This is a genomic window from Enterobacter cloacae complex sp. P42RS (genome assembly GCF_014930595.1).
Taxonomy (GTDB): domain Bacteria; phylum Pseudomonadota; class Gammaproteobacteria; order Enterobacterales; family Enterobacteriaceae; genus Enterobacter; species Enterobacter bugandensis.
Map to the genome: position 1 here is coordinate 26,474 of NZ_JADBRK010000024.1, position 24,998 is coordinate 51,471.

Genomic DNA, 24,998 nt, shown 5'->3' on the forward strand with positions numbered 1-24,998 from the left:
CAGGGCAGGCGTGCGATCTGTGGTAGGATCCTTTCCTTTTTTATCAGGAGTGTCCGCGATGACGGAAGGTCCATTAAATGAAAGCGAAATGGCGTGGCTGGAAGAGACGTTAATGTCTTACGGTCATGACGATGCGTCCGTGATTGACGTGTCCGAACTGGACGGCATGCTTACTGCAGTGCTTTCCGGCCCTGTTGTCGTTGAGCCAGATGCCTGGCTGGTGGCGGTGTGGGGCGGGGAGAAGTACATCCCGCGCTGGAAAAACGATCGTGAAATGAACCGTTTTATCGATCTCTGCTTTAAGCATATGAACGACATTGCCGAGCGCCTGAGTGAATACCCGGATCAGTTTGAGCCGCTGTTCGGCTATAACGACGTTGACGGTGAGAGTTACACCGTGGTCGAAGAGTGGTGCTATGGCTACATGCGCGGCGTGGCGCTGACGGACTGGTCAGCCCTGCCGGAAGCCCTGAAGGCCGATCTCGACGTGATTGCCCTGCACGGAACGGAAGAGAACAGCGAGAAGCTGGATGAACTGTCCGAAGAGGAGTATATCGCCAGCATCGAGAGCATCCAGCCTGCGGCCCTGCGCTTATACAACTACTGGGTGGAGAACCCGCAGCAGCCGGAAGCGAAGAAGCCTGTCGTGAACGGCACGAAAGTGGGGCGTAACGATCCGTGTCCTTGCGGCAGCGGGAAGAAGTTTAAGAGCTGCTGCCTGCACTGATAAAAAAAGGGGCTGATGATAGCCCCTTTTATCTTCTTTAACCCACTTCCGGCAGCATCCCGGCGGCAATCAACACCTGCACCAGAATAATCATTACCCCGCAGCCAAACACAACGCACAGCAGCGGTTTTCCTCCCGCGACGCGATATCCTTGCTGAGGATGCTGCTGACGGCTTTTCCACGCCAGCAGGGAAGGGAGCAGCAGGGCCAGGACAGAGAGCGCCACCCCCGCGTAGCCCAGCGCCATCACAAACCCGCGAGGGTAAAACAGCGCAAACGCCAGCGGCGGCAGGAAGGTAATGGCTCCGGTCTGTAACCGCCCGGCGGCAGTATTGCGACGCTGGAACAGGTCGGCCAGGTAATCGAACAGGCCGAGCGCTACGCCCAGGAATGAGGTCGCGAGCGCCAGGTCGGCGAACAGGTGAACCGCCAGCTCCACGTGCGGCGAGGTGACCACCTCGCGCAGAGACAACAGAAAACCGTTCAGGCCAGCGTGCTGCGCCATCAGCCCGACGAAGGTTGAAGAGTCAATGCTACCCAGCGTCACCAGCTGCCAGAAAATGTAGGCGATCAGCGGAATGGCGCTGCCGATAACAAACACACGACGCAGCTTGCGGACATCACCGTTCATATAGCTGACGATGCTCGGCACGCTGCCGTGGAAGCCAAACGAGGTGAAAATGACCGGGATGGCGGAAAGCGCCAGCCCTTGCTCCAGCGGCAGCGTCAGCAGGTTCACCTTGTGCACGTGCGGTGCCAGCAGCGCCAGCATGACAACCAGAAACAGAATTTTGGCGCTGAAGAGAAAACGGTTAAAGAGATCGACCAGCGATGTGCCCACGCAGACCACGCCGCCGCCAATAAGCGCAAAGAAGATAGCCCCCGTTGCAGGGGTAATGTCAGAGCCAAACCAGTCGTTGACGCTGGAGGCGATTAACTCCCCGGCACCGCTGATATACGCGGCCGTGAGGGCGTACATCAGGAACATCATGCTAAAGCCGGTGATCCACTGGCCGTAGCGTCCCAGATAGCGCGCCGCCAGCGAACCCAGCCCGGTATCGGCGGGCACATGCTGGTAAACCTCAAGCAGCAGCAGTGCGGTATAGCACATTAATGCCCAGAGCGTGCCAAGCAGCAGCAGGGTCATCCCAAATCCCACTCCCGCGGCAGCCAGAGGCATTGCCAGCATTCCTGCGCCAATCGTCGTTCCGGCGACGATAAAAATACTTCCCAGGGTTCTGTTCTTCACGCTTTCCTCTACAACGACGCTTAACCGCAACAAAATCTGCGGCGCAGAGTAAGGCAAAATCGGTAATTCGTCAAACCACCGTTACAAGGCGTGTAATGAAAGGTTTACGTATTGCGCTACTGCTCATCCTGAGTGGGGCGACGGTCAGGTGTGACGTAAATAAGGCGTACGGGGAATAAAATGCGTGTTTTAATGCAGGGGAAAGGTAAATTAACGCGGCGCCGGAAACCGGCACCGCGCTGATATTAATTCTGCGTATCGAGAGTCGATAGTTCTTTATCAATAAAGTAAAGTCCTTCGCCGGATTTACCCACCAGGGATAATTTATCCAGCACGGATTTAAACAGCTTCTCTTCTTCGTGTTGTTCCGCAACGTACCACTGCAGGAAATTAAAGGTTGGATAATCTTGGCCGATCATTGCCGCATGAACCAGTTCGTTAATTTTCTGGGTGATCAGCTGTTCGTGCTCGTAGGTGGCGCGGAACAGTTCGTCGAGAGAATTATATTCAGCAAAAGGCGATGCCACGTTCTCAATGCGCGGCAGGCTGCCCGTATCGGTCAGATAATCAAACAGGCGCTGCATGTGGGTCATCTCTTCCTGGGCGTGACGACGCAGAAACGCGGCCGCACCTTCAAAGCTGTGATAGCTGCACCAGGCGCTCATCTGCTGGTAGAGAAGGGATGAATAGAGCTCAAGGTTCATTTGTGCATTGAGCTTGTCGATCATTTCAGTTTTCAGCATGGTGGCGCTCCGGATTATTATTACGGGTTCATAATGAGCGACACTATAATTTGTTATTTAATTATTTGCAAAACGTAAAATTAAATATTTGTTCGTTTAAAATACGAATGGGAATAAAACGCATTGGCGATATTTATTTTTATTAATGCGAATTATTTTTGTTCTTAGTTAAATAAAGCGCCAGCAAACGCTGGCAGCTTTGATTAATACCAGGGATTATTTGCCTTAGGGTTAACGGCATACCCCATGCACTTATACTGGATAGTAACGCTCTCGTTCAGGCACAAAGAGCCGCTTGTCAGGGTACAGGTTTTGACCGGCTGCCCGTAGGCAGAGGCGGTGGCATAGCCCATGTTCTGACAGGCTTTTACCGCGGTACCGTTATTAACATATTCATCGGACCAGGCGTTTTGCAGCACGGCCTGGCCATAGTCGAGGCGGACAATGCCGTTCGGCGCGTCGAGGCTGCTGATTTCCGCCTGGCGTTTAACGCTGCATCCCGCGAGCAGCAGGACTGTAGCGGCTACGATGGCTCTTTTCATGGTTCGCTCTGAGTGGATGGAAATACGTTATCGTACCCGCAGATGCCCGCTGCAATGCCAGGAATAGCCGGACGATCTACCCTCACTCTTTGCAACGGACGGCGTAGATCCTCCCCTTCACAAAATTGTGAGCGTGCATTTAGTTTTTAAAACTGCATTTCATTTACTTTGAAAGTCTGTTTATTTGATGCCAGAATGAACGGGAACAGGTATCCATGGCGGGGAGCGCCCGCAGCGCATTCTGGAGAGACATGATGAAAATTGCACTGATGATGGAAAACAGCCAGGCGGCTAAAAACCCAGTCATATTAAAAGAGCTGAAAACGGTAGCCGATGAAAAAGGGTTTCCGGTTTACAACGTGGGTATGAGCGACGAAAACGATCATCACCTGACCTACATCCACCTGGGCATTATGGCGAGCATTTTGCTGAATGCGAAAGCGGTGGATTTTGTGGTCACCGGCTGCGGCACCGGGCAGGGGGCGCTGATGTCGTTAAACATCCACCCTGGCGTGATTTGCGGCTACTGCATCGATCCCGCAGACGCGTTTCTCTTCGCGCAAATCAATAACGGCAATGCGCTCTCGCTGCCTTTTGCCAAAGGTTTTGGCTGGGGAGCGGAGCTAAACGTTCGCTTTATCTTTGAAAAGGCGTTTACCGGCCGAAAAGGGGAGGGTTATCCTCCAGAGCGTAAAGAGCCGCAGGTGCGTAACGCCGGTATTCTGAACCAGGTAAAAGCGGCCGTGGTAAAAGATAACTATCTTGACTCGCTGCGCGCCATCGATCCTGAGCTGGTGAAGACCGCTGTTTCCGGCCCGCGTTTCCAGCAGTGCTTCTTTGAAAATTGCCAGGATAAGGCGATCGAGGATTTTGTTCGCAGTATCGTGGGTTAATGCGCACTGCGCAGTTTAAATTGTGATATGCGTCACAAAAATATTGATTTTTGTGACGATGGTCATATTATAGGCACATTGACAATAAAGTTGTATAACAAGTTAATGGAGCATCACAATGAAACTGCGCAAAATCCTGAAAAGTATGTGGGCCAATTACTGCCGCACTTTTAAAGACGTGCCGCCTGGCGCCATGTTCTGATAAAAAAAAACCTGCTTCGGCGGGTTTTTTTGTGTCCTGCGGCAATGAAGGGCAGATGTCACGGGCCACGTTTTGATACTATGGCGGCCTTTGAATAAGGAGAAACCCCCATGTCACAAAACCTGAGCGCCGATCAGGAACTGGTCTCTGACGTTGTCGCCTGTCAGCTGGTTATCAAGCAAATACTTGATGTTCTGGACGTTATTGCACCGGTTGAAGTGCGCGAGAAGATGTCCACGCAGCTGAAAAACATCGATTTTGCCAGCCATCCCGCGGCTGCCGACCCGGTGACGCTTCGCGCGATCCAGAAAGCCATCGCGCTGATTGAACTGCGCTTTACGCCGCAGGGCGAGTCTCATTAAAACGCGAACGGGCGACCACGCGTGTCGCCCGTTGAAAACGTTAAAAGAAGGTCTGGACCAGCAGGTAGCTCGCCGCGCAGGCGCAGCTCACGCCAATTAGCCCCGGCAGAATAAAGCTGTGGTTAATGATGAATTTGCCGATGCGGGTTGTTCCCGAGCGGTCAAAGCCGATGCAGGCTAAATCACTCGGGTAGGTCGGCAGAACAAAATAGCCGTAGGACGCCGGGAAGAAGGCGATCAGCATTTTTGGATCGATGCCCAACATCAATCCCATCGGCGCCACGGCCGTCAGGGCCGCCGCCTGGCTGTTTACCAGCTTCGTCACCAGGAAAAGCACGATGGCATACGTCCACGGATGGCTTTTCACCACCCCTTCCAGCGCCAGCTTTAACTCATCGAGATGCGCCTGGAAAAAGGTATCGCTCATCCACGCCACCCCGAACACCGAGAAGATCGCCACCATACCGGCCTTGAATACCGCACCGTTTGAGATGGCTGAGGCATTGACCTTGCAGGCCATCAGCATCACGGCACCGGCAATGAGCATCATCATCTGAATGACGAGGTTCATCGACAGGGCCGTAATTTTACCTTTCAGTTCGAAGGCCGGGCGCAGTTCGGGGAAAGCCCCGAGCAGGACTACCACCGCAATACCGGCAAAGAAAATCCATGTCGACCAGTAGGCCTGCTTCGGAAAACGCTGGTTCATTAACGTCTCCGTGCCGCCATAGATAAACTCGCGCTGTTTGGGATCTTTCAGTTTCTCCTGAAACTCCCCGTCGTCAGCCAAATCTTTCCCCCGACGTAAACTCCACAGGGCCGCGATCGCGACGCCGAAAAGCGAAGCGGGAACCGATACGGCGAGGATTTCCAGGATCCCCCACGCGTGCCCAATCCCATGCTGTGCGGCCAGGATGGAGACCAGCGACACAACGGCGACGGAAACCGGAGACGCGGTGATCGCCATCTGGGATGCCACCGATGCCACCGCCATTGGGCGTTCCGGGCGGATCCCTTTTTTCAGGGCGATATCCGCAATGATGGGGAACATGGTGTAGACCACGTGCCCGGTGCCGCACAGAAAGGTCAGCATCCAGGTGGTAAAAGGGGCGAGAAGCGTGATGTGCTGCGGGTGTTTGCGCAGCAGGCGTTCAGCAAACTGCATCATGACGTTGAGGCCACCCGCGGTCTGCAGGGTAGCGGCACAGCCTATCACCGCGAGAATGGTTAACATGACGTCAACCGGAGGCTTGCCGGGCTGGAGCCCAAAGACAAAACACAAAATAAAAAGGCCAATACCGCTGATTAACCCAAGCCCCATGCCGCCGAAACGTGTTCCCGTCAGCAGGCAGAGGAGAATGACAACAAACTCAATGGTGATCATGCTTTTCCCTCGTCAATGATTATGTAATTAAATAAATCATTACATTTTGTAAGGTTAATCATTGGGAGCGAGATCTGATTTGTTAAATTTCAGCAAAAGCAGAGGGTTGGGGAGATAAGAAGAAACCTGCCTCCCTGAACCAGGGCAAAGGCAGGTTAAACGCTTAGTGGTGCTGCACCGTCACAAGATCGAGCAGGTGGCGGTCGGCTTGCTCCGGGCGTAAACCGGCCTGGCGCGCATTGTGGATCTCATCCGCCAGCGTTTTCAGCAGCATACCGTCCTGCTGCTGTTCTTTATCCATATCGCGTAAAAATTTAAGAGTGATGATGTCATGCTGTGCTCTGGCTTCATCGGCCAGCTTGTTGAGCGTCGTACAGCGCTGCTCATGCTCTTCCAGCGTTTTCTGGAACAGTTCTTCCAGAGAAGAGTAATTTTCGTTGATCCCATCAAGGGCTTTAACAACCGGGTTAGCCCCCGCGGCCTTCAGGAAGTTAAAGACGCGCATCATATGGGTGACGTTGCTTTGTGCCTGTGAACGAAAGAACGTGGCAGAGCCCGTGAGACTTTTTTCAGAACACCATGCACTTAGGTGAAGGTGCAGGTTCGAGGCGTAGAACTCAAGGTTCATCTGCGCGTTAAGTTTTTGCATCATCGTTTGGGTAGCCATACTCATATCCTTATAGACTGTGGGACGTGATGTCCGCTGCTTAACCTGACAGCCAGGCAAATACGAAGAAAAACAGAATTGCAATTTTTGCAGTGACTAAAATCGATCGAAAATTCACTTCCTGTGTTCGATATAAATAAGCATACCTTTGTCTTATGATTAAGAAAACTCTTAATTAGGCTGTGTTTACCATACATTACAAAGTTTAATATAGTACAAAAATACAAATATATAGCCACCAAATGAAATTTTATTAACCTATTGATATTAAAGGTTAAGTGTCTTTCGAGGGATACTGATTTACTTTCGTGAACATTTAGCCGGAATAATGCTCTGTAAGATAAATAAATACAGATTATTCATTTCAAATATATGATGCGTTTCTGAATTTGCGCTAAGTCAATTTTAACGGAATAACGCCTTTTCATGATGCGTTCGTTTTTTTGATGAAAAGCATGGATCCCCGTCAGGGGAGAGCCGCAGCGACATCCGCCGTAAGGCATCAGGGATTTCTTAGCTAATCTTATGGATAATTCTGCTTACCCTGCTTTCATTTGTCAGACAATTCCTACCTTTTTTATGTCATTTTTCGCTGAATTTATGTACGCAATTACTGTAATTCTGCGGTGTGATGGGGCTCTCTTATGGATGATTAATTTCCCGCTAAAACTATCATCAGCAATAACGCTTATGACGAGGTAAGCGCTAATGCCTTGTTTTAAGTCCGATTAAATAAGAAGCACGCAAATCTTCCCTACAGAAAAGAATGCTAAAGCTGGAGTTTACCATGCACAAATTTACTAAAGCGCTGGCGGCCATCGGTCTGGCTGCCGTTATGTCACAATCCGCTATCGCTGAGAATTTAAAACTCGGTTTTTTGGTAAAACAGCCGGAAGAACCCTGGTTCCAGACCGAATGGAAATTCGCTGATAAAGCCGGAAAAGATTTAGGTTTTGAAGTGATTAAAATCGCCGTGCCGGACGGTGAAAAAACCCTGAACGCCATCGACAGCCTGGCGGCCAGCGGCGCGAAAGGCTTTGTTATCTGCACTCCGGATCCAAAACTCGGATCGGCAATTGCGGCGAAAGCCCGCGGTTACGACATGAAGGTTATTGCGGTTGACGATCAGTTCGTTAACGCCAAAGGCAAACCGATGGACAGCGTTCCGCTGGTCATGATGGCGGCGACCAAAATTGGTGAACGTCAGGGGCAGGAGCTTTATAAAGAGATGCAGAAACGCGGCTGGGATGTGAAAGAGACCGCCGTCATGGCCATCACCGCAGACGAGCTGGACACGGCGCGTCGTCGTACGACCGGTTCAATGGACGCGCTGAAAGCGGCCGGCTTCCCTGAAAAACAGATCTATAAAGTGCCCACCAAATCCAACGACATCCCGGGCGCCTTTGACGCTGCGAACTCTATGCTGGTCCAGCACCCGGAAGTGAAGCACTGGCTGGTGGTCGGCATGAACGACAACACCGTGCTGGGCGGCGTGCGCGCGACGGAAGGTCAGGGCTTCAAGGCGCCTGACGTTATCGGGATCGGCATCAACGGCGTGGATGCGGTGAGCGAGCTGTCCAAAGCGCAGGCCACCGGCTTCTACGGCTCTCTGCTGCCAAGCCCGGACGTTCACGGCTACAAATCCAGCGAAATGCTCTACAACTGGGTAACCAAAGGGGCTGAACCGCCGAAATTTACCGAAGTGACCGACGTGGTGCTGATTACCCGCGACAACTTCAAAGAGGAACTGGCGAAAAAGGGACTGGGCGGTAAGTAATACGCTGTGATTGTGCCCCTTACTCGCCGTAAGGGGCCAGACGTACACACTACAGGAATCACGGAGTCGTTATGCAACAGTCTAATCCGTATCTCTCTTTTCGCGGCATCGGGAAAACGTTTCCCGGTGTTAACGCGCTGACCGATATCAGCTTCGACTGCTATGCCGGCCAGGTTCATGCCCTGATGGGGGAAAACGGAGCGGGGAAATCCACGCTGCTAAAAATCCTCAGCGGCAACTACGCGCCAACAACCGGCACGCTGGCCATTCGCGGTGAAGAGGTGGCCTTTGCCGATACCACGGCGGCGCTCAACGCCGGTGTCGCCATTATCTATCAGGAGCTGCACCTCATCCCTGAGATGACCGTGGCCGAAAATATCTATTTAGGCCAGCTTCCGCACAAAAGCGGCGTGGTGAATCGTTCGCTACTTAATTATGAAGCGGGGCTGCAGCTTAAGCATCTTGGTCTGGACGTCGATCCCCAGACCCCGCTGAAATACCTCTCCATCGGTCAGTGGCAGATGGTTGAAATTGCCAAGGCGCTGGCGCGTAACGCCAGGGTTATTGCCTTTGATGAACCCACCAGTTCGCTTTCCGCACGTGAAATTGAAAACCTGTTCCGCGTGATCCGCGAGCTGCGGCAGGAAGGCCGCACCATTTTGTACGTGTCGCACCGCATGGAGGAGATATTTGCCCTGAGCGATGCCATCACCGTATTTAAGGATGGGCGCTATGTGCGCACCTTTACCGATATGCAGCAGGTTAACCATGATCAGCTTGTTCAGGCGATGGTCGGGCGCGATCTGGGCGATATCTATCACTGGAAACCGCGCGAGTACGGCCCCGAGCGCCTGCGTCTGGACAACGTCAAGGCGCCGGGCGTGCGAACGCCGGTTTCGTTATCCGTACGCAGCGGTGAGATCGTCGGTCTGTTTGGCCTTGTTGGGGCGGGGCGCAGCGAGCTGATGAAAGGGCTGTTTGGCGGTACACGCATTACCGCAGGGCAGGTCTCCATTGACGGCGAGCAGGTGGATATCCAGAAACCCGCCCACGCAATCAGGGCCGGGATGATGCTCTGCCCGGAAGACCGCAAGGCTGAGGGGATCATTCCGGTGCATTCGGTGCGCGACAACATCAACATTTCCGCCCGGCGTAAATTTATCCGCGCGGGTTGCCTGATTAACGACGGCTGGGAGTCGAGCAACGCCGACCATCATATTCGCTCGCTGAATATCAAAACGCCGGGACCGGAACAGCTGATTATGAATCTGTCAGGAGGAAACCAGCAGAAGGCCATTTTAGGCCGCTGGTTGTCGGAGGATATGAAGGTCATTCTGCTGGACGAGCCGACGCGCGGTATCGATGTGGGCGCAAAACACGAGATTTACAACGTGATATATGAACTGGCAAAACGCGGCGTGGCGGTGCTGTTCGCCTCCAGCGATCTGCCTGAGGTGCTTGGCGTTGCTGACCGCATTGTAGTGATGCGCGAAGGCGAAATCGCCGGTGAATTACTTCATGAACAGGCGAATGAACAACAGGCGTTGAACCTCGCCATGCCTAAAGTCAGCCAGGCTGTCGCCTGAGTAAGGAGTTAATGATGTCCTCTGTTACTACATCCGGAGCGCCGAAGTCGGCTTTTAGTTTTGGACGCATCTGGGATCAGTACGGCATGCTGGTGGTCTTTGCCGCACTCTTCATCGCCTGTGCAATCTTCGTCCCTAATTTTGCCACCTTCATTAATATGAAAGGGCTGGGACTGGCGATTTCCATGTCCGGCATGGTGGCCTGCGGCATGCTCTTCTGTCTGGCCTCCGGTGATTTCGACCTGTCGGTGGCCTCGGTTATCGCCTGCGCGGGCGTCACCACGGCGGTGGTTATCAACATGACGGAAAGCCTGTGGATTGGCGTTTTTGCCGGTCTGTTGCTCGGCGTGATCAGCGGTCTGGTGAACGGTTTTGTTATCGCACGCCTGAAGATTAATGCCCTGATTACCACGCTTGCAACGATGCAGATAGTCCGCGGTCTGGCCTATATCATCTCCGACGGTAAAGCGGTAGGGATTGAAGACGAGCGCTTCTTTACGCTGGGCTACGCCAACTGGCTGGGCCTGCCTGCGCCTATCTGGCTCACCGTGGCCTGCCTGATCCTGTTCGGCTTCCTGCTGAACCGCACCACCTTTGGCCGTAATACGCTGGCGATCGGCGGTAATGAAGAAGCGGCCCGTCTGGCAGGGGTGCCGGTTGTACGCACCAAGATTATTATCTTTGTGCTCTCCGGGCTGGTCTCCGCCGCGGCGGGGATTATTCTGGCGTCGCGTATGACCAGCGGCCAGCCAATGACGTCTATCGGTTATGAGCTGATCGTCATCTCGGCGTGCGTTTTAGGGGGCGTTTCCCTCAAGGGAGGCATCGGAAAAATCTCATATGTGGTGGCCGGTATCCTGATTTTGGGCACGGTGGAAAACGCCATGAACCTGTTGAATATTTCGCCGTTCTCTCAGTACGTCGTGCGCGGCCTGATCCTGCTGGCAGCCGTGATTTTCGACCGTTACAAGCAAAAAGCGAAGCGTACCGTGTAACCCCAGCGCTGACTTTTTATTGCTCAACTAATAACCATAGTTGACCCCTGAACCGCCTCGCCAGTTTTGCTGGCGGGGCGGTTGTCAAATGGCGAGGCCCATCACACTGTCTATACTTACATGGCTATGAAAGAGGTAAAGGCGTTTACCTCTCGTAAACCGTAAGGAGGATTAGGGTGGCTGACTTGTTAACCGCACCGCCTGTACTGCCCGGAAAATATGCTTTCTTTTTTGACCTCGACGGGACGCTCGCCGGGATCCAGCCGCATCCTGACGACGTGGTCGTACCGGATACGGTGCTAGAGAATTTGCAGCAGCTCTCTCGACTGAACGAGGGCGCATTGGCATTGATTTCAGGGCGCTCAATGGCCGAGCTGGATGTGCTCGCCAGTCCTTACCACTTTCCGCTGGCCGGTGTACACGGAGCGGAGCGCCGCGATATCCATGATCAACTGCATGTTGTATCACTCCCCGATACCTTAATTCAGGCGTTACATTCTGAACTCTCCTCGGCGCTGGCGTCGCTCCCGGGCACGGAACTGGAAGCGAAAGGCATGGCGTTCGCCTTGCACTATCGGCAGGCTCCGCATCACGAAGCGGCGATCTTTGCGATTGCCCGCAGCGTGGCCGATGCACATCCGCAGCTCGCGCTGCAGCCGGGGAAGTGCGTCGTTGAGATAAAACCTGAGGGCATCAATAAGGGGGCCGCTATTGCGGCGTTTATGGCGGAACCGCCATTTAAGGGACGTACACCGGTATTTTTTGGCGATGACCTGACCGATGAGGCCGGTTTTCGCGTGGTGAAACAGGCCGGAGGGATCGCCGTCAAGGTAGGGCCTGGTGACACTGTCGCTGAATGGCGTCTGGCGAATGTCGAGGCTGTCTGGCAGTGGATTTCTGATATCGCTAACCAGCAACAACAACAAATAGCGCAAAACAAAGGGGGAAACCATTATGGGTCGCTTAGTCGTCGTCTCTAACCGAATTGCACCGCCTGATGATAAAAAAGCCAGTGCAGGTGGCCTGGCGGTAGGGGTATTAGGTGCCTTAAAAGCTGCTGGCGGGCTGTGGTTTGGCTGGAGCGGTGAAATCAATGAACAAGAGAAACCGCTTAAAAAGGTGACGCGCGGGAACATTACGTGGGCATCATTTGCGCTCAAAGAGAAAGACTATGACGAGTATTACTCGCAGTTCTCCAACGCGGTCCTGTGGCCTGCGTTTCACTATCGTCTTGACCTGGTGAAATTCCAGCGTGAATCCTTCGAGGGCTACTCGCGGGTGAATGCGCTGCTGGCGGATAAACTGCTGCCTTTAATTGAGGAAGACGATATTTTATGGATCCACGATTATCATCTGCTCCCCTTCGCCAGAGAGCTGCGTAAAAGGGGAGTCAATAACCGGATTGGCTTCTTCCTGCACATTCCGTTCCCGACGCCGGAAATTTTCACCGCGCTGCCGCCGCATGAAGAACTGCTGGAGGCGCTGTGTGATTATGACCTGCTGGGCTTCCAGACCGAAAATGACCGTCTCGCGTTCCTGGACTCCGTGTCAGGCAAAACGCGCCTGGTAACCAACGGCGGCAAAACCCATACGGCGTGGGGCAAAACCTTCCACACCGAGGTCTATCCGATTGGTATTGAACCCGACGAAATTGCGGAACAGGCCTCGGGCCCGCTGCCGCCGAAGCTGGCCCAGCTTAAGAATGAACTCAAGCACGTGAAGAATATCTTCTCGGTAGAGCGTCTGGATTATTCCAAAGGGTTGCCGGAACGCTTCCTGGCGTATGAAACGCTGCTGGATAAATACCCTCAGCACCACGGTAAAATTCGCTATACCCAGATCGCGCCAACGTCGCGCGGGGAAGTGCAGGCCTATCAGGACATTCGTCATCAGCTGGAGACCGAAGCGGGGCGCATCAACGGGCGCTACGGCCAACTGGGCTGGACGCCGCTCTTTTATCTGAATCAGCATTTTGACCGTAAGATCCTGATGAAGGTCTTCCGCTACGCCGACGTTGGCCTGGTTACGCCGCTGCGTGACGGGATGAACCTGGTGGCAAAAGAGTACGTGGCGGCTCAGGACCCGGCGGATCCGGGCGTGCTGGTGCTTTCCCAGTTTGCAGGGGCAGCGAACGAACTGACCTCAGCGCTGCTCGTTAACCCTTACGATCGGGATGATGTGGCAAATGCCCTCAACCGCGCGCTGACCATGCCGCTGACGGAGCGAATTTCCCGCCATGCAGAAATGATGGAGACGATCCGGAATAACGATATAAATCACTGGCAGGCGCGTTTTATTCAGGATCTACGCGAAATAGCCCCGCAAAGTCACGAAGGCGATCTGCAAAAAAAGATCGCGACCTTCCCTAAACTCGCCTGATATTCCTCTGGGGGGGGTTAAGCCCCCCCAAGCGGCACTAACAGCACGTCAACCTGGCTTGAGGCGATAATAGATTTTGCCGCGCAGGTAGCCCTCGATATAAAGCTGTGGTTATGGTTCCCGCAAATCACTAAATCAATATTCAGCTTGCGGCACATATCAAGAATATGGGCATTCAGTTCCCCCGTCGCAATAACGGTTTCATCAATGGGGTACTCTGCTTTTTCGACAAGCTCTCGCAGAAACTGCTGCGTTTCCTCCTGCAAAACCTCACGAATATCTTCCAGCATCGGGGCCGCCAGTTGATTGTACATCTCGGGCTCGGCCGCAAGGGTAATGAGGCTGATGCGCGCATTATGCGGCCGGGCGATGGAAACGGCCCGGGCGACAAGCTGGTGGCTTTCGGGGGAAACGGCAACAGAAACAAGAAGATGGGAGTAACTCATGGCGCACTCCTTAGATGCCTTACAGACAGCGTTTCATCACCATTACCGCGAATTTCCTGGTTTCGCAAGACTTGAATACGACATTAGTGTGAAGCTTATCATAATTATTCATTAATTATTCTTATAAGAAGAATAACTGATAAATGCGCCTAAATGAAAAAAATTAACAACTTAACGTAAGTCACACAAATCCTCGCTTTCACTATTAAATCGTTCTAACAAGTTATAAACGCATTTCGAATGATCACGCAATGAAACAATTTTTTTGCCAGAAATGCATAACTCTATGTTTTATCGAAGTAATCAAAATGTGTCCCTGACGCATACGCGATGTAAACGATTGCCGATACTGCACGCACGGGTAAAAGCACATTGCGTGCCACTTATTCTCACGCTTATGCATGAGTATTCGTCGATTAAGAATACAAAACAGTGCCGATTGATTTAAAAATGAGCAAATTAGAAGTCATACTGATGGATTTATGGGTAACATTCACTTAAATTGTGTGACGTGGATCACATTTTTTTTAAATTTGAGGGTGGCTGCATTGTATGTGTCAAATCTGGCGAGTAGAGTTTGCGTCGAATTAGGAAAAATCTTAGTTATTTGTAAGAAATGATAAAACCTGTAAGAGATGTAACCGCGTTGCATCCCTTACGCGTTTGGATGAATACAAACCTAGATTCAACTATGCATTTAGCCTTTTCTTTTTTATACCGGGTGATTTCCCGGCGACATCACGGGGTGCGGTCTTTCCGCATAAAAATAATAGTTGGTTATTCGGGATGGGAACAATGCATACATCCGAGTTGCTAAAACATATCTATGACATCAATTTGTCATATTTACTGCTCGCGCAGCGTTTAATTAGTCAGGACAAAGCGTCCGCGATGTTTCGTCTGGGTATTAACGAAGAAATGGCAACCATGCTGGGTGGATTAACCCTCCCGCAGATGGTAAAACTGGCGGAAACGAATCAACTGGTGTGCCAGTTCCGTTTTGATAATCCGCAGACGATAACGCGTCTGACGCAGGAATCCCGCGTGGACGATCTGCAACAGATCCATACCGGTATCCTGCTCTCCACTCGCTTGCTTAGCGACATCAGTCAGCCTGATGACGCAGCCCGTAAGAAAAGGGCCTAGCAATGAGCGAAAAAAGCATTGTTCAGGAAGCGCGTGACATACAGCTGGCCATGGAGCTGATTACGCTGGGTGCTCGTTTACAAATGCTGGAAAGCGAGACTCAGCTGAGCCGTGGTCGCCTCATCAAACTGTATAAAGAGTTACGCGGTAGTCCCCCGCCGAAAGGCATGCTGCCGTTTTCTACGGACTGGTTTATGACCTGGGAGCAGAACATCCACGCTTCCATGTTCTGTAATGCCTGGCAGTATCTTCTCAAAACCGGTTTGTGTAGCGGCGTAGACGCCGTGATCAAAGCGTACAAACTTTACCTTGAACAATGCCCACAGCAGGAAGAAGGCCCTCTGCTGGCGCTGACCCGCGCATGGACGCTGGTGCGTTTTGTTGAGAGCGGAATGCTTGAACTGTCGCGCTGCAATTGCTGCGACGGCAATTTTATTACCCATGCTCATCAGCCTGCAGGCAGCTTCGCCTGTAGTTTATGTCAGCCGCCATCCCGCGCAGTAAAAAGACGTAAACTTTCCCGGGATGCTGCCGATATTATTCCACAACTGCTGGATGAACAGATCGAACAAGCTGTTTAACCCGAACGTGTGGGCAAGATTCCAGCAGCGGTAAGTCATTACCGCTGCTTTTTTTTACCCCGCAAACGGCAAACGCTGCGAGCTGGACGTCCTTGCCATAGTCACTAGCGGAAGGATGATGTCGTGCTTATCTTATTAGGTTACCTGGTAGTTCTCGGTACAGTTTTCGGCGGTTACATGATGACCGGCGGGCACCTTGGAGCACTCTATCAACCGGCTGAACTTATTATCATCGGCGGCGCAGGGGTAGGGGCTTTTATCGTTGGCAACAACGGTAAATCGATCAAGGGCACGTTGAAGGCAATTCCATTGCTGTTCCGTCGCTCGAAATACACCAAAAGCATGTATATGGATCTGCTGGCGCTGCTCTATCGCCTGATGGCGAAGTCGCGTCAGCAGGGGATGTTCTCGCTTGAACGGGATATCGAAAACCCGAAAGAGAGCGAAATTTTTGCCAGCTATCCGCGCATTCTGGCGGACGCCATGATGCTGGATTTCATCGTCGATTACCTGCGTCTCATCATCAGCGGCAACATGAATACCTTCGAAATCGAAGCGCTGATGGACGAAGAGATCGAAACCCACGAAAGCGAATCTGAAGTGCCGGCCAACAGCCTGGCGCTGGTTGGCGACTCCCTTCCGGCGTTTGGTATCGTGGCGGCGGTCATGGGGGTGGTACACGCCCTGGCCTCGGCGGACCGTCCGGCGGCTGAACTGGGCGCGCTGATTGCCCATGCGATGGTGGGCACCTTCCTCGGTATTTTGCTGGCTTATGGTTTTATCTCTCCGCTGGCAAGCGTGCTGCGCCAGAAAAGCGCGGAAACCACCAAAATGATGCAGTGCGTGAAGATCACGCTGCTCTCTAACCTCAACGGTTACGCGCCACCGATCGCGGTTGAATTTGGCCGTAAAACGCTTTACTCCAGCGAGCGTCCGTCGTTTATCGAGCTTGAAGAACACGTGCGCGCGGTGAAAAACCCAAACCAACAGACGACAACTGAGGACGCATGAAAAACCAGTCCCATCCGATCGTCATTGTCAAAAAACGCAAGCACAAGGGCGGCGGGCACGGTTCCCACGGCTCCTGGAAAATCGCGTACGCCGACTTTATGACCGCAATGATGGCGTTCTTTCTGGTGATGTGGCTGATCTCCATCTCCAGCCCGAAGGAGCTTATCCAGATTGCCGAATATTTCCGTACCCCGCTGGCGACGGCGGTGACCGGTGGGCCGCGTATCTCTAACAGCGAAAGCCCGATCCCTGGCGGCGGCGATGATTACACCCAGCAGAAGGGTGAGGTGAAAAAAGAGCCGAACATCGACGAGCTGAAACGCAAGATGGAGCAGGCGCGTCTGAAAAAACTGCGTGGCGATCTCGACCAACTGATTGAAGCGGATCCTAAACTGCGCGCGCTGCGGCCGCACCTGAAAATCGATCTGGTCCAGGAAGGGCTGCGTATTCAGATTATCGACAGCCAGAACCGCCCGATGTTTAAAACCGGGAGTGCGGAAGTTGAGCCGTACATGCGCGATATTTTACGCGCCATTGCGCCGGTGCTGAACGGTATTCCTAACCGAATCAGCCTGTCGGGCCACACGGATGACTTCCCGTACGCCAGTGGGGAGAAGGGATACAGCAACTGGGAGCTTTCTGCCGATCGTGCCAACGCCTCGCGTCGCGAGCTGGTGGCAGGTGGGCTTGATGATGGCAAGGTACTGCGCGTGGTCGGCATGGCAGCAACCATGCGGGTCTCCGACCGCGGGCCGGATGACGCCATCAACCGTCGTATCAGTCTTTTAGTGCTGAACCAGCAGGCGGAGCAGGCCATCCTGCACGAAAACGCCGAAAGTCAGAATGAGTCACTGGACGATTTAAAACAGCCTGGGGCCGTCCCTGCGGCTGCCGTTCCAACATCGCCACCAGCCAATCCGAGGTGATAGCGTGAGCATGGATATTAGCGATTTTTACCAGACATTCTTTGATGAAGCCGACGAACTGTTGGCGGATATGGAGCAACATTTGCTCGATCTGGTGCCCGAAGCACCGGACTCCGAGCAGCTCAATGCCATCTTCCGCGCGGCGCATTCTATTAAAGGCGGAGCCGGAACGTTTGGATTTACCATCCTGCAGGAAACGACCCATTTAATGGAAAACCTGCTTGATGAAGCACGACGCGGTGAGATGCAGCTCAATACCGACATTATCAACCTGTTTTTGGAAACCAAAGATATTATGCAGGAACAGCTCGACGCCTATAAAAGTTCGGCAGAGCCTGATGCCGCCAGCTTTGAATACATCTGCAATGCGCTGCGCCAGCTCGCCCTGGAAGCCAAAGGTGAGGTCGCTGCAGCCGTTGTCCCTGCGGCAAAGCTGAGCGTTGTCGATGCGGTTGCTGCTGAAGAGGCCGCGCCAGCCGCCGCGCAAGCGGGCAAGCTGCGCGTTGTGCTGTCACGCCTGAAAGAGAGCGAAGTTAACCTGCTGGAAGAAGAGCTGGGTAACCTGGCGAAATTAAGTAACGTAGTGAAAGGCAAAGACAGCCTCGCAGCGACCCTCGATGACGGTATCAGTCAGGACGATATCGTGGCGGTGCTGTGCTTTGTCATTGAAGCCGACCAGATCGCCTTCGAAACGGAAGCCGCCGCGGTAGCAGCTCCGGCTGCAGAAGAAGAGGTTGCTGTCGTTGCCCAGGCCGCCGCACCGGCTGTGGCCCCAGCGGCCCCGGTGCTGAAGGCGGTGCCAAAAGAGGCCGCGGCGCCTGGCCGTGGTGAAAAACCGGCCGCGCGCTCCAGTGAGTCCACCAGCATTCGCGTTGCCGTTGAGAAGGTTGACCAGCTGATTAACCTGGTTGGCGAACTGGTGATCACCCAGTCCATGCTGGCGCAGCGTTCTAACGAACTCGACCCGGTCACGCACGGCGATCTGATCACCAGCATGGGCCAGCTGCAGCGTAACGCCCGAGACCTGCAGGAATCGGTGATGTCCATCCGCATGATGCCGATGGAATATGTCTTCAGCCGCTTCCCACGCCTGGTGCGCGACCTTGCCAGCAAGCTGAATAAGCAGATTGAACTGACCCTGATGGGCAGCTCAACGGAGCTGGATAAGAGCCTGATCGAGCGCATCATCGACCCGTTAACGCACCTGGTGCGTAACAGCCTCGACCACGGTATTGAACTGCCGGAAAACCGCATTGCCGCCGGGAAATCTCCGGTCGGGAATCTGATCCTCTCTGCGGAACATCAGGGCGGGAACATCTGCATCGAAGTGACCGACGACGGCGCGGGCCTTAACCGCGAGCGCATCCTGGCGAAAGCCATTTCACAGGGGATGGCGGTGAATGAAAACATGACCGATGAAGAAGTGGGCATGCTGATCTTCGCGCCGGGCTTCTCGACCGCCGAGCAGGTGACGGACGTTTCCGGACGCGGCGTCGGCATGGACGTGGTGAAACGTAACATTCAGGAGATGGGCGGCCACGTTGAGATCCAGTCTAAACAGGGCTCCGGCACCACCATCCGCATCCTGCTCCCGCTGACGCTGGCGATCCTCGACGGCATGTCGGTCAAAGTCGCGGACGAAGTCTTCATTCTGCCGCTGAACGCGGTGATGGAATCCCTCCAGCCGCGTGAAGAAGATCTGCATCCGCTGGCGGGCGGCGAGCGCGTTCTCGAAGTGCGCGGTGAGTACCTGCCGCTGGTCGAGCTGTGGAAAGTGTTCGAAGTGGACGGGGCGAAGACCGAGGCCACGCAGGGTATCGTGGTGATCCTGCAAAGCGCGGGCCGTCGCTACGCGCTGCTGGTCGATCAGCTGATTGGTCAGCACCAGGTGGTGGTGAAGAACCTCGAAAGCAACTACCGCAAGGTGCCGGGTATTTCTGCTGCCACCATTCTGGGGGATGGTAGCGTGGCGCTGATCGTCGACGTGTCGGCGCTTCAGGGATTAAATCGTGAACAACGTGTGGCGTACACAGCCGCCTGATTAAGTAGAAGGTAATAACATGACCGGTATGAGTAATGTAACGAAACTGGCGGGCGAGCCATCAGGGCAGGAGTTCCTGGTATTCACTTTGGGCGATGAGGAGTACGGCATCGATATCCTGAAAGTGCAGGAAATTCGTGGTTACGACCAGGTTACCCGCATCGCTAACACGCCAGCGTTTATTAAAGGCGTCACCAACCTGCGCGGCGTGATTGTGCCAATCGTGGATCTGCGCGTGAAGTTCAGCCAGGGTGACGTTGACTACAACGACAATACCGTCGTGATCGTCCTCAACCTGGGACAGCGCGTGGTGGGTATCGTGGTGGATGGCGTATCTGACGTGCTTTCCCTGACCTCTGACCAGATTCGTCCTGCGCCGGAGTTTGCGGTCACGCTGTCGACCGAATACCTGACCGGCCTGGGGGCGCTCGGCGAGCGTATGCTGATTCTGGTGAACATCGAAAAGCTGCTGAACAGCGAAGAGATGGCGCTGCTGGATATCGCCGCGAGTCACGTAGCCTAAAACAAAGCCGGGTGGCGCTGACGCTTACCCGGCCTACGTGTCGAGCCATTTGTAGGCCGGGTAAGGCGAAGCCGCCACCCGGCTTTTTCATACCCTTACGCTTCCTGCTTTACCAGCTCAGCGTCCGCTTCCCGCGCACCTTCATTCTGCGACAGCATCGCGGTCGCAATGCCGTTCCCCAGCACGTTAATCGCGGAACGCCCCATATCCAGGAAGTGGTCGATCCCCATCAGCAGCAGGATCCCCGCCACCGGAATGTTAAAGCTCGGGATCGTCGCGGCCAGCACCACCAGCGAAGAACGCGGCACGCCCGCAATGCCTTTCGACGCCAGCATCAGGGTCAGCATGAGCACCGTCACCTCAGAGAAGCTTAGGTGAATGTTGTACGCCTGCGCAATAAACATCGAGGCAAACGAGCAGTACACCATCGACCCCACGAGGTTGAAGGAGTAGCCAATCGGCAGAACGAAAGAGGCGATATTGCGCGAGCAGCCAAAGCGCTCCAGCTGCTCCAGCGTTTTAGGGTAGGCCGCTTCAGAACTGCTGGTGGTGAATGCGACCAGCACCGGATCTTTCAGCATGCTGACCAGGCGAAACACCTCTTTTTTCAGCACCATGTAACCCACGGCCAGCAGCACCATGCAGGTAAGAAGAATGGCAACGTAGTAGCCGCCAATAAAGGAGGCGTAGTTCAACAGGATGCCCAGACCCTGCGTGGCAATGACGGAGGAGATCGCCGCGAAGATGGCCAGCGGCGCAACGTACATCACGTACCCCGTTACCTTCAGCATGATATGGGAAACCACATCCAGTGCGGCCACCAGCGGCGCGTTGAATTTCTGCCCCAGCGACGCGCCGCCGATGCCGAAGAACATCGAGAACACCACTATCTGCAGGATCTCATTGTTCGACATCGCCCCCGCGATGCTGGTGGGAATGGTGTGAGACAGGAACGCTTTCAGCGTCATCCCGCCCACGGCCAGACCGGTATCCACCGCCTCGGTTGGAATAGTCAGGTTCAGGCCGCTTCCCGGACGCTCCAGCGTGACGATAAACAGTCCGACCAGAATAGAAAGCACGGATGAACTGATGAACCATACCATCGCTTTGCCGCCCACCCGGCCTATGGTGGAGGTTTCTCCCAGCTTCATAATGCCTACGGTCAGCGTGCTGAAGACCAGCGGCGCAATAACCATTTTGATCAGACGGAGGAAAATATCGGTCAGAAGGGTAATATTATCCGACCAGGCTTTGATGGCATCCGCAGATGCGTACTCGTGAATTGCCGCCCCTGAAAGAATACCCGCCAGCATGAATATCACGATGAAGAGTGTAAGTTTGTTTGCACTTGCCACGAAAAAAGACCCTCTATGCGCTATCAGATGTCGCCCGCGCCGATACATATAAATTTTTTATTACTGCGCGGGAAAATATTCGGCACATAAATTGACGCAAAGCGTAGGGGGATACAACTCCTTTTTAATTTTTATTAATTTTGTTGTTAATGCCCGAACGATATATTGTGATGCTTATCACACTTTAGCGGATATATCCTCAGATTATGTAGCGAATTTTTCCTCTGTTTCGTTTTAAATCTCTGTTTTTAAAGAAAGAAATGAGTCAATAGGTCATTGGTTTGTCTCTGCGCGTCGCGGGTGGTCGAAGCGATATCCGTAAACTAAATTCTCAATAACCCCCTCTGAGGAACGTTTAGCGGGGCTAACATCTTGAACGTTAAAAATAAAATGTCGCAAGGGAACGGAGACGTCTTCTGGAGGGTGGTAAATGAAAAGAAAACTCCTTTTGATCTGCGCAGGCACGTTGCTGACTGCGACAACAGCCCATCATGCACTGGCCGTCACAAGCAGCGGCACCATTGGCGCCACGCTGACGCTGACAAACGGTTGTCTGATTAACGGATCGCCCGCGCAAAGCGGCATTAACTTCGGGATACTCGATTTTGGTACCCATCCCGCAACGTTTTCCACCCTGACCACGCAGCTCACCGGCGCCAGCGGCGGAAACACCTTCACCATTCAGTGTACGACCGCCAGCTATACGGTGGCGATCACCGGCAACACCAACTCCACAGCCCCCGGTACCGTTGTCGGCACTCCGGGAACACCTGCGCGCTATCTGGTTAACACCGCCAATGCGGCACAGGGTGTTGCGTACAGCCTGTACAGCGACAGCGGGTTTAACAGCGTGATTGCCAATAACACCGCGTTGCAGGCCGCCTCTACGGCCGGAGGGGTGGACAGTTACACCCTCTACGGACGTATTACCGGCGGCGGTAACAGCGTGACGGTCGTCCCGGGCACCTACACCGACACGATTAACGTCAGCGTCACCTATTAGTCCTGCACCGCCATGAAGGCAACTCTTACTGGTCTGCGCGTATGCGCAGAGGGACACGTGCAGCCTTTTTTCGCGCTGATCGTCGGATTGCTGATGACGCCCGCGGCGGAGGCGGTGACATCACAGTCCTTTAAGGTCAGCGCGACGATTGTTCCGGGATGCGCGGTGGCCACCGGCAGCGGAGGGGTTCTCGGCACGCTGGATTTTGGCACCCATAACGGCGTCGAGAGCGCACCGGTAAGCACCAGCTTTGTGCCAAACGGGGCGTTGTCTATCGCCTGCACGCCGGGCGTGGCGCTGAGCATGAGCATTAATGGCGGACAGAATTATTCAACCGTTCGCCGCATGAAGCGCTCGAACGGCGCCGACGTGGTGGGATACCGGCTTTACAGCAGCAGCTCGCTGGCCGCGAACAGCGAAATTGGCGTCAACCAGGCGATACCGGTGACCTATAGCAACAGCAATAACATCGCGCTGCCGCTTTTTGGCGTGGCGCTACTGACCGGATTTAGCCCGGCAGGAACGTATTCCGATCAGCTCACCGTGACCTTGTCATGGTAATAAAGGGAGAGTGTTGATGAAGCCAGTTTTCAGACCTGTTTGTCTGGCGGGCGCGTTGGGAATGGCTGTGGCAACCGGTCAGGCGCAGGCGGCAGCCACTATTCTGCTCTGGCCGATTGACCCGTGGCTTGCGGCAGACGCCAACGCCACGGAGCTGTGGATCCAGAACCAGGGAAACAGCGCCACCACGATGCAGGTGCGCATTGTACGCTGGAAGCAGGAGGACGGACACGAGCGCTACACCGCACAGCAGGATGTGGTCGCCAGCCCGCCCATCGTCACGATTGGCACAGGCAGCAAGCAGCTTATCCGTCTTATTAAGCAGGCCCCCGTTCCCGCAGGCGTCGAACAAGCCTACCGCATTATCGTGGATGAAATTCCTCAGCCTGATACCAAAGCCGAACCTGCCATCGGCCTCAAGTTGCAGATGCGTTACTCCATTCCGCTGTTTGTGTATGGCCAGGGGATCCCGACAATAAAAGAGGGGGCGCATCACGCGCTGGCCGAGACCCGGAACCTGAGCTGGCGGGTGACGCGAACGGAGGGGCAGCCGGCACTGGAGGTTCGGAATCGGGGTGATGTGCACGTCAGGCTGAGCCAGGTGACACTGGCGCAGGGAGGGCAAAAACGCACCGTCGCGGAAGGATTACTGGGCTACGTCCTTCCGGGCAGTACCCGCAGCTGGCCGATACCCGCTGGCGTTCGTCAGCCAGACACGATGAGCGCGCAGATTAATGCCAGGGACGAACAATGGCAGTCGCCTCCCGTCAACTGAAGCCGGCAATGATGATGCTGCTTTGCGTCAGTACCACAGCCTGGGGCGATCCCGGCGACGACAGTTTGCCGCCGCCCCCCCAGGCACAGGCGATACATGATGAAGCGGTCTTTCAGCTTGCCCTCGTGCTCAACCACTACGACACCGGTCTGGTGGTTCCCGTGACGCAACGCAACGGCGCTTTCTTTATCTCCAGCGCCGATTTGCTGCGCGCGGGGCTTCCCCCGGAGCATGTGCCCGCCGGAGAGGTGAATCTCGCCTCGCTGAGCGAGGTTCGTGTGGAGTACGACAGCGCCGCGCAGCGCCTGCTGCTGACTCTTCCCCGGGACTGGATCACCGCCCGGGTGACCCCCTTTAGCGCGCAAACGGCGCAGTCCAAACCGCACTACGGACGCGGGGCACTGCTGAATTACGATCTCTACACCAACCACACGGAGCACATTGGCGGCCAGGCGTCGCTCTGGCATGAACTCCGCTACTTCGACGAGAACGGCTCATTTTCCTCCACCGGATACGCCCGGAAAAACTTCACCGGAAACGACGGTCAGCAGGAAGGGTATGTTCGCTATGACACCACGCTGCTGATAACGAATGAGGATGACGCGACCACCTGGAGCGCCGGAGACGTGATCAGCGATGCCCTGAGCTGGACCTCCAGCGTGCGGATGGGCGGTATCAGCTACGGACGCGATTTCTCCCTGCGCCCTGACCTGGTGACATGGCCGCTGCCCGAATTTTCGGGGGAGGCTGCGGTCCCCACCTCGGTGGATCTCTTTATCAACGGCTATCGATCCGGCTCAACTCAGCTTCAGCCGGGGCCCTTCACCCTGACTAATCTGCCCTATATCAACGGGGCGGGGGATGCGGTGCTGGTCACCACCGATGCGCTGGGACGCCAGGTGAGCACCACGTTGCCGTTTTACGTCACCAGCGATTTGCTTAAAACAGGGCTGAGCGACGGGGCCGTAACGCTCGGCAGCCTGCGCCGCAATTACGGCATCAGGAATTTTGACTACGGCCCTGCGGCAGGCAGCGGCTCGTATCGCTATGGTGTAACCGACTGGCTGACGCTGGAGGGCCACGCGGAAGGGGCTGAAGAGCTGGCGCTGGGCGGGGCGGGGACG

At 54.5% G+C, this 24,998-nt stretch carries 26 protein-coding genes; 19 read left to right on the forward strand and 7 right to left on the reverse strand.

The window, feature by feature from the left end:
- The first annotated feature begins 58 nt into the window (after nucleotides 1-58).
- Entirely contained in the window at nucleotides 59-727 is a 669-nt protein-coding gene (locus IM314_RS20305; protein WP_028013666.1) for a YecA family protein, read from the forward strand.
- Nucleotides 728-764: 37 nt separating this feature from the next.
- On the opposite strand, the gene tyrP is transcribed toward IM314_RS20305, so the two are convergent.
- From tyrP to yecR, 3 genes are all read right to left on the reverse strand, one after another.
- Nucleotides 765-1,976, reverse strand: a complete 1,212-nt coding sequence (gene tyrP, locus IM314_RS20310) for a tyrosine transporter TyrP (protein ID WP_041909407.1) — start codon at nucleotides 1,974-1,976, stop codon at nucleotides 765-767.
- 245 nt (nucleotides 1,977-2,221) lie between these two features.
- Entirely contained in the window at nucleotides 2,222-2,719 is a 498-nt protein-coding gene (gene ftnA / locus IM314_RS20315; protein WP_028013664.1) for a non-heme ferritin, read from the reverse strand.
- Between the two features lie 203 nt (nucleotides 2,720-2,922).
- On the reverse strand, nucleotides 2,923-3,261 hold the full coding sequence (yecR, locus tag IM314_RS20320) for a YecR family lipoprotein (protein ID WP_041909409.1): 339 nt from the start codon (nucleotides 3,259-3,261) through the stop codon (nucleotides 2,923-2,925).
- Between the two features lie 254 nt (nucleotides 3,262-3,515).
- Here yecR and IM314_RS20325 point away from each other — a divergent pair, with 254 nt between their 5' ends.
- From IM314_RS20325 to IM314_RS20335, 3 genes are all read left to right on the forward strand, one after another.
- Nucleotides 3,516-4,154 (forward strand): RpiB/LacA/LacB family sugar-phosphate isomerase, encoded by a 639-nt coding sequence (locus IM314_RS20325; protein ID WP_028013662.1) that lies wholly within the window; start codon nucleotides 3,516-3,518, stop codon nucleotides 4,152-4,154.
- Nucleotides 4,155-4,272: 118 nt separating this feature from the next.
- Nucleotides 4,273-4,356, forward strand: coding sequence for a stress response protein AzuC (azuC, locus tag IM314_RS20330; protein WP_014884364.1), 84 nt, complete (start codon nucleotides 4,273-4,275; stop codon nucleotides 4,354-4,356).
- A gap of 110 nt (nucleotides 4,357-4,466) precedes the next feature.
- Nucleotides 4,467-4,718, forward strand: a complete 252-nt coding sequence (locus IM314_RS20335) for a DUF2766 family protein (protein WP_008500405.1) — start codon at nucleotides 4,467-4,469, stop codon at nucleotides 4,716-4,718.
- A 40-nt stretch (nucleotides 4,719-4,758) separates the two neighbouring features.
- Here the strand turns inward: IM314_RS20335 and IM314_RS20340 are convergent, their stop codons facing one another.
- The gene (locus tag IM314_RS20340; RefSeq protein WP_193358901.1) at nucleotides 4,759-6,102 is read right to left on the reverse strand and encodes an anaerobic C4-dicarboxylate transporter; all 1,344 of its coding nucleotides are present in this window, start codon (nucleotides 6,100-6,102) and stop codon (nucleotides 4,759-4,761) included.
- Nucleotides 6,103-6,265: 163 nt separating this feature from the next.
- Nucleotides 6,266-6,769, reverse strand: coding sequence for a non-heme ferritin-like protein (locus tag IM314_RS20345; RefSeq protein ID WP_028013660.1), 504 nt, complete (start codon nucleotides 6,767-6,769; stop codon nucleotides 6,266-6,268).
- A gap of 787 nt (nucleotides 6,770-7,556) precedes the next feature.
- On the opposite strand from IM314_RS20345, the gene araF reads away from it, so the two are divergent.
- The 5 genes from araF (at nucleotide 7,557) to otsA (ending at nucleotide 13,506) form a co-directional block, all read left to right on the forward strand.
- On the forward strand, nucleotides 7,557-8,546 hold the full coding sequence (gene araF, locus IM314_RS20350) for an arabinose ABC transporter substrate-binding protein AraF (RefSeq protein ID WP_008500409.1): 990 nt from the start codon (nucleotides 7,557-7,559) through the stop codon (nucleotides 8,544-8,546).
- 71 nt (nucleotides 8,547-8,617) lie between these two features.
- The gene (araG, locus tag IM314_RS20355) at nucleotides 8,618-10,132 is read left to right on the forward strand and encodes an L-arabinose ABC transporter ATP-binding protein AraG (protein WP_028013659.1); all 1,515 of its coding nucleotides are present in this window, start codon (nucleotides 8,618-8,620) and stop codon (nucleotides 10,130-10,132) included.
- A gap of 14 nt (nucleotides 10,133-10,146) precedes the next feature.
- Nucleotides 10,147-11,127, forward strand: coding sequence for an arabinose ABC transporter permease AraH (gene araH / locus IM314_RS20360; protein ID WP_032644894.1), 981 nt, complete (start codon nucleotides 10,147-10,149; stop codon nucleotides 11,125-11,127).
- 176 nt (nucleotides 11,128-11,303) lie between these two features.
- A complete protein-coding gene (gene otsB / locus IM314_RS20365; protein WP_193358902.1) occupies nucleotides 11,304-12,107 on the forward strand; it encodes a trehalose-phosphatase in 804 nt (267 codons plus the stop codon).
- Nucleotides 12,082-13,506, forward strand: a complete 1,425-nt coding sequence (gene otsA / locus IM314_RS20370; RefSeq protein WP_028013656.1) for an alpha,alpha-trehalose-phosphate synthase — start codon at nucleotides 12,082-12,084, stop codon at nucleotides 13,504-13,506. Before otsB ends, otsA begins: the two co-directional genes overlap by 26 nt.
- A 17-nt stretch (nucleotides 13,507-13,523) precedes the next feature.
- On the opposite strand, the gene uspC is transcribed toward otsA, so the two are convergent.
- The gene (uspC, locus tag IM314_RS20375; protein WP_163332576.1) at nucleotides 13,524-13,952 is read right to left on the reverse strand and encodes a universal stress protein UspC; all 429 of its coding nucleotides are present in this window, start codon (nucleotides 13,950-13,952) and stop codon (nucleotides 13,524-13,526) included.
- Between the two features lie 795 nt (nucleotides 13,953-14,747).
- On the opposite strand from uspC, the gene flhD reads away from it, so the two are divergent.
- The 6 genes from flhD to cheW all read left to right on the forward strand — a co-directional run bounded on the left by flhD (nucleotide 14,748) and on the right by cheW (nucleotide 20,180).
- Complete coding sequence (gene flhD, locus IM314_RS20380; RefSeq protein WP_028013654.1) at nucleotides 14,748-15,098, forward strand: flagellar transcriptional regulator FlhD; 351 nt, start codon at nucleotides 14,748-14,750, stop codon at nucleotides 15,096-15,098.
- A 2-nt stretch (nucleotides 15,099-15,100) separates the two neighbouring features.
- The gene (flhC, locus tag IM314_RS20385) at nucleotides 15,101-15,679 is read left to right on the forward strand and encodes a flagellar transcriptional regulator FlhC (protein ID WP_013096051.1); all 579 of its coding nucleotides are present in this window, start codon (nucleotides 15,101-15,103) and stop codon (nucleotides 15,677-15,679) included.
- Nucleotides 15,680-15,802: 123 nt separating this feature from the next.
- Entirely contained in the window at nucleotides 15,803-16,690 is an 888-nt protein-coding gene (gene motA / locus IM314_RS20390) for a flagellar motor stator protein MotA (protein ID WP_008500417.1), read from the forward strand.
- Complete coding sequence (gene motB, locus IM314_RS20395; RefSeq protein WP_028013653.1) at nucleotides 16,687-17,616, forward strand: flagellar motor protein MotB; 930 nt, start codon at nucleotides 16,687-16,689, stop codon at nucleotides 17,614-17,616. Before motA ends, motB begins: the two co-directional genes overlap by 4 nt.
- 4 nt (nucleotides 17,617-17,620) lie before the next feature.
- On the forward strand, nucleotides 17,621-19,657 hold the full coding sequence (gene cheA / locus IM314_RS20400) for a chemotaxis protein CheA (RefSeq protein WP_028013652.1): 2,037 nt from the start codon (nucleotides 17,621-17,623) through the stop codon (nucleotides 19,655-19,657).
- A gap of 19 nt (nucleotides 19,658-19,676) precedes the next feature.
- The gene (gene cheW / locus IM314_RS20405) at nucleotides 19,677-20,180 is read left to right on the forward strand and encodes a chemotaxis protein CheW (protein WP_041909416.1); all 504 of its coding nucleotides are present in this window, start codon (nucleotides 19,677-19,679) and stop codon (nucleotides 20,178-20,180) included.
- A gap of 95 nt (nucleotides 20,181-20,275) precedes the next feature.
- Here cheW and IM314_RS20410 read toward each other — a convergent pair whose 3' ends face one another.
- Nucleotides 20,276-21,535 carry a dicarboxylate/amino acid:cation symporter gene (locus IM314_RS20410; protein WP_041909418.1) on the reverse strand — a complete coding sequence of 420 codons (1,260 nt, stop codon included), beginning with the start codon at nucleotides 21,533-21,535 and terminating at the stop codon, nucleotides 20,276-20,278.
- A 430-nt stretch (nucleotides 21,536-21,965) separates the two neighbouring features.
- Between IM314_RS20410 and IM314_RS20415 the strand changes: the two genes are divergently transcribed.
- The 4 genes from IM314_RS20415 to IM314_RS20430 all read left to right on the forward strand — a co-directional run.
- Nucleotides 21,966-22,538 carry a spore coat protein U domain-containing protein gene (locus IM314_RS20415; RefSeq protein ID WP_059355163.1) on the forward strand — a complete coding sequence of 191 codons (573 nt, stop codon included), beginning with the start codon at nucleotides 21,966-21,968 and terminating at the stop codon, nucleotides 22,536-22,538.
- Nucleotides 22,539-22,550: 12 nt separating this feature from the next.
- Nucleotides 22,551-23,099, forward strand: a complete 549-nt coding sequence (locus tag IM314_RS20420; RefSeq protein WP_193358903.1) for a spore coat U domain-containing protein — start codon at nucleotides 22,551-22,553, stop codon at nucleotides 23,097-23,099.
- 16 nt (nucleotides 23,100-23,115) lie between these two features.
- Entirely contained in the window at nucleotides 23,116-23,874 is a 759-nt protein-coding gene (locus tag IM314_RS20425; protein ID WP_193358904.1) for a molecular chaperone, read from the forward strand.
- Nucleotides 23,850-24,998 (forward strand): fimbria/pilus outer membrane usher protein (locus IM314_RS20430; RefSeq protein ID WP_193359405.1); only part of this gene is annotated, 1,149 nt, incomplete at its 3' end. The genes IM314_RS20425 and IM314_RS20430, both read left to right, overlap by 25 nt.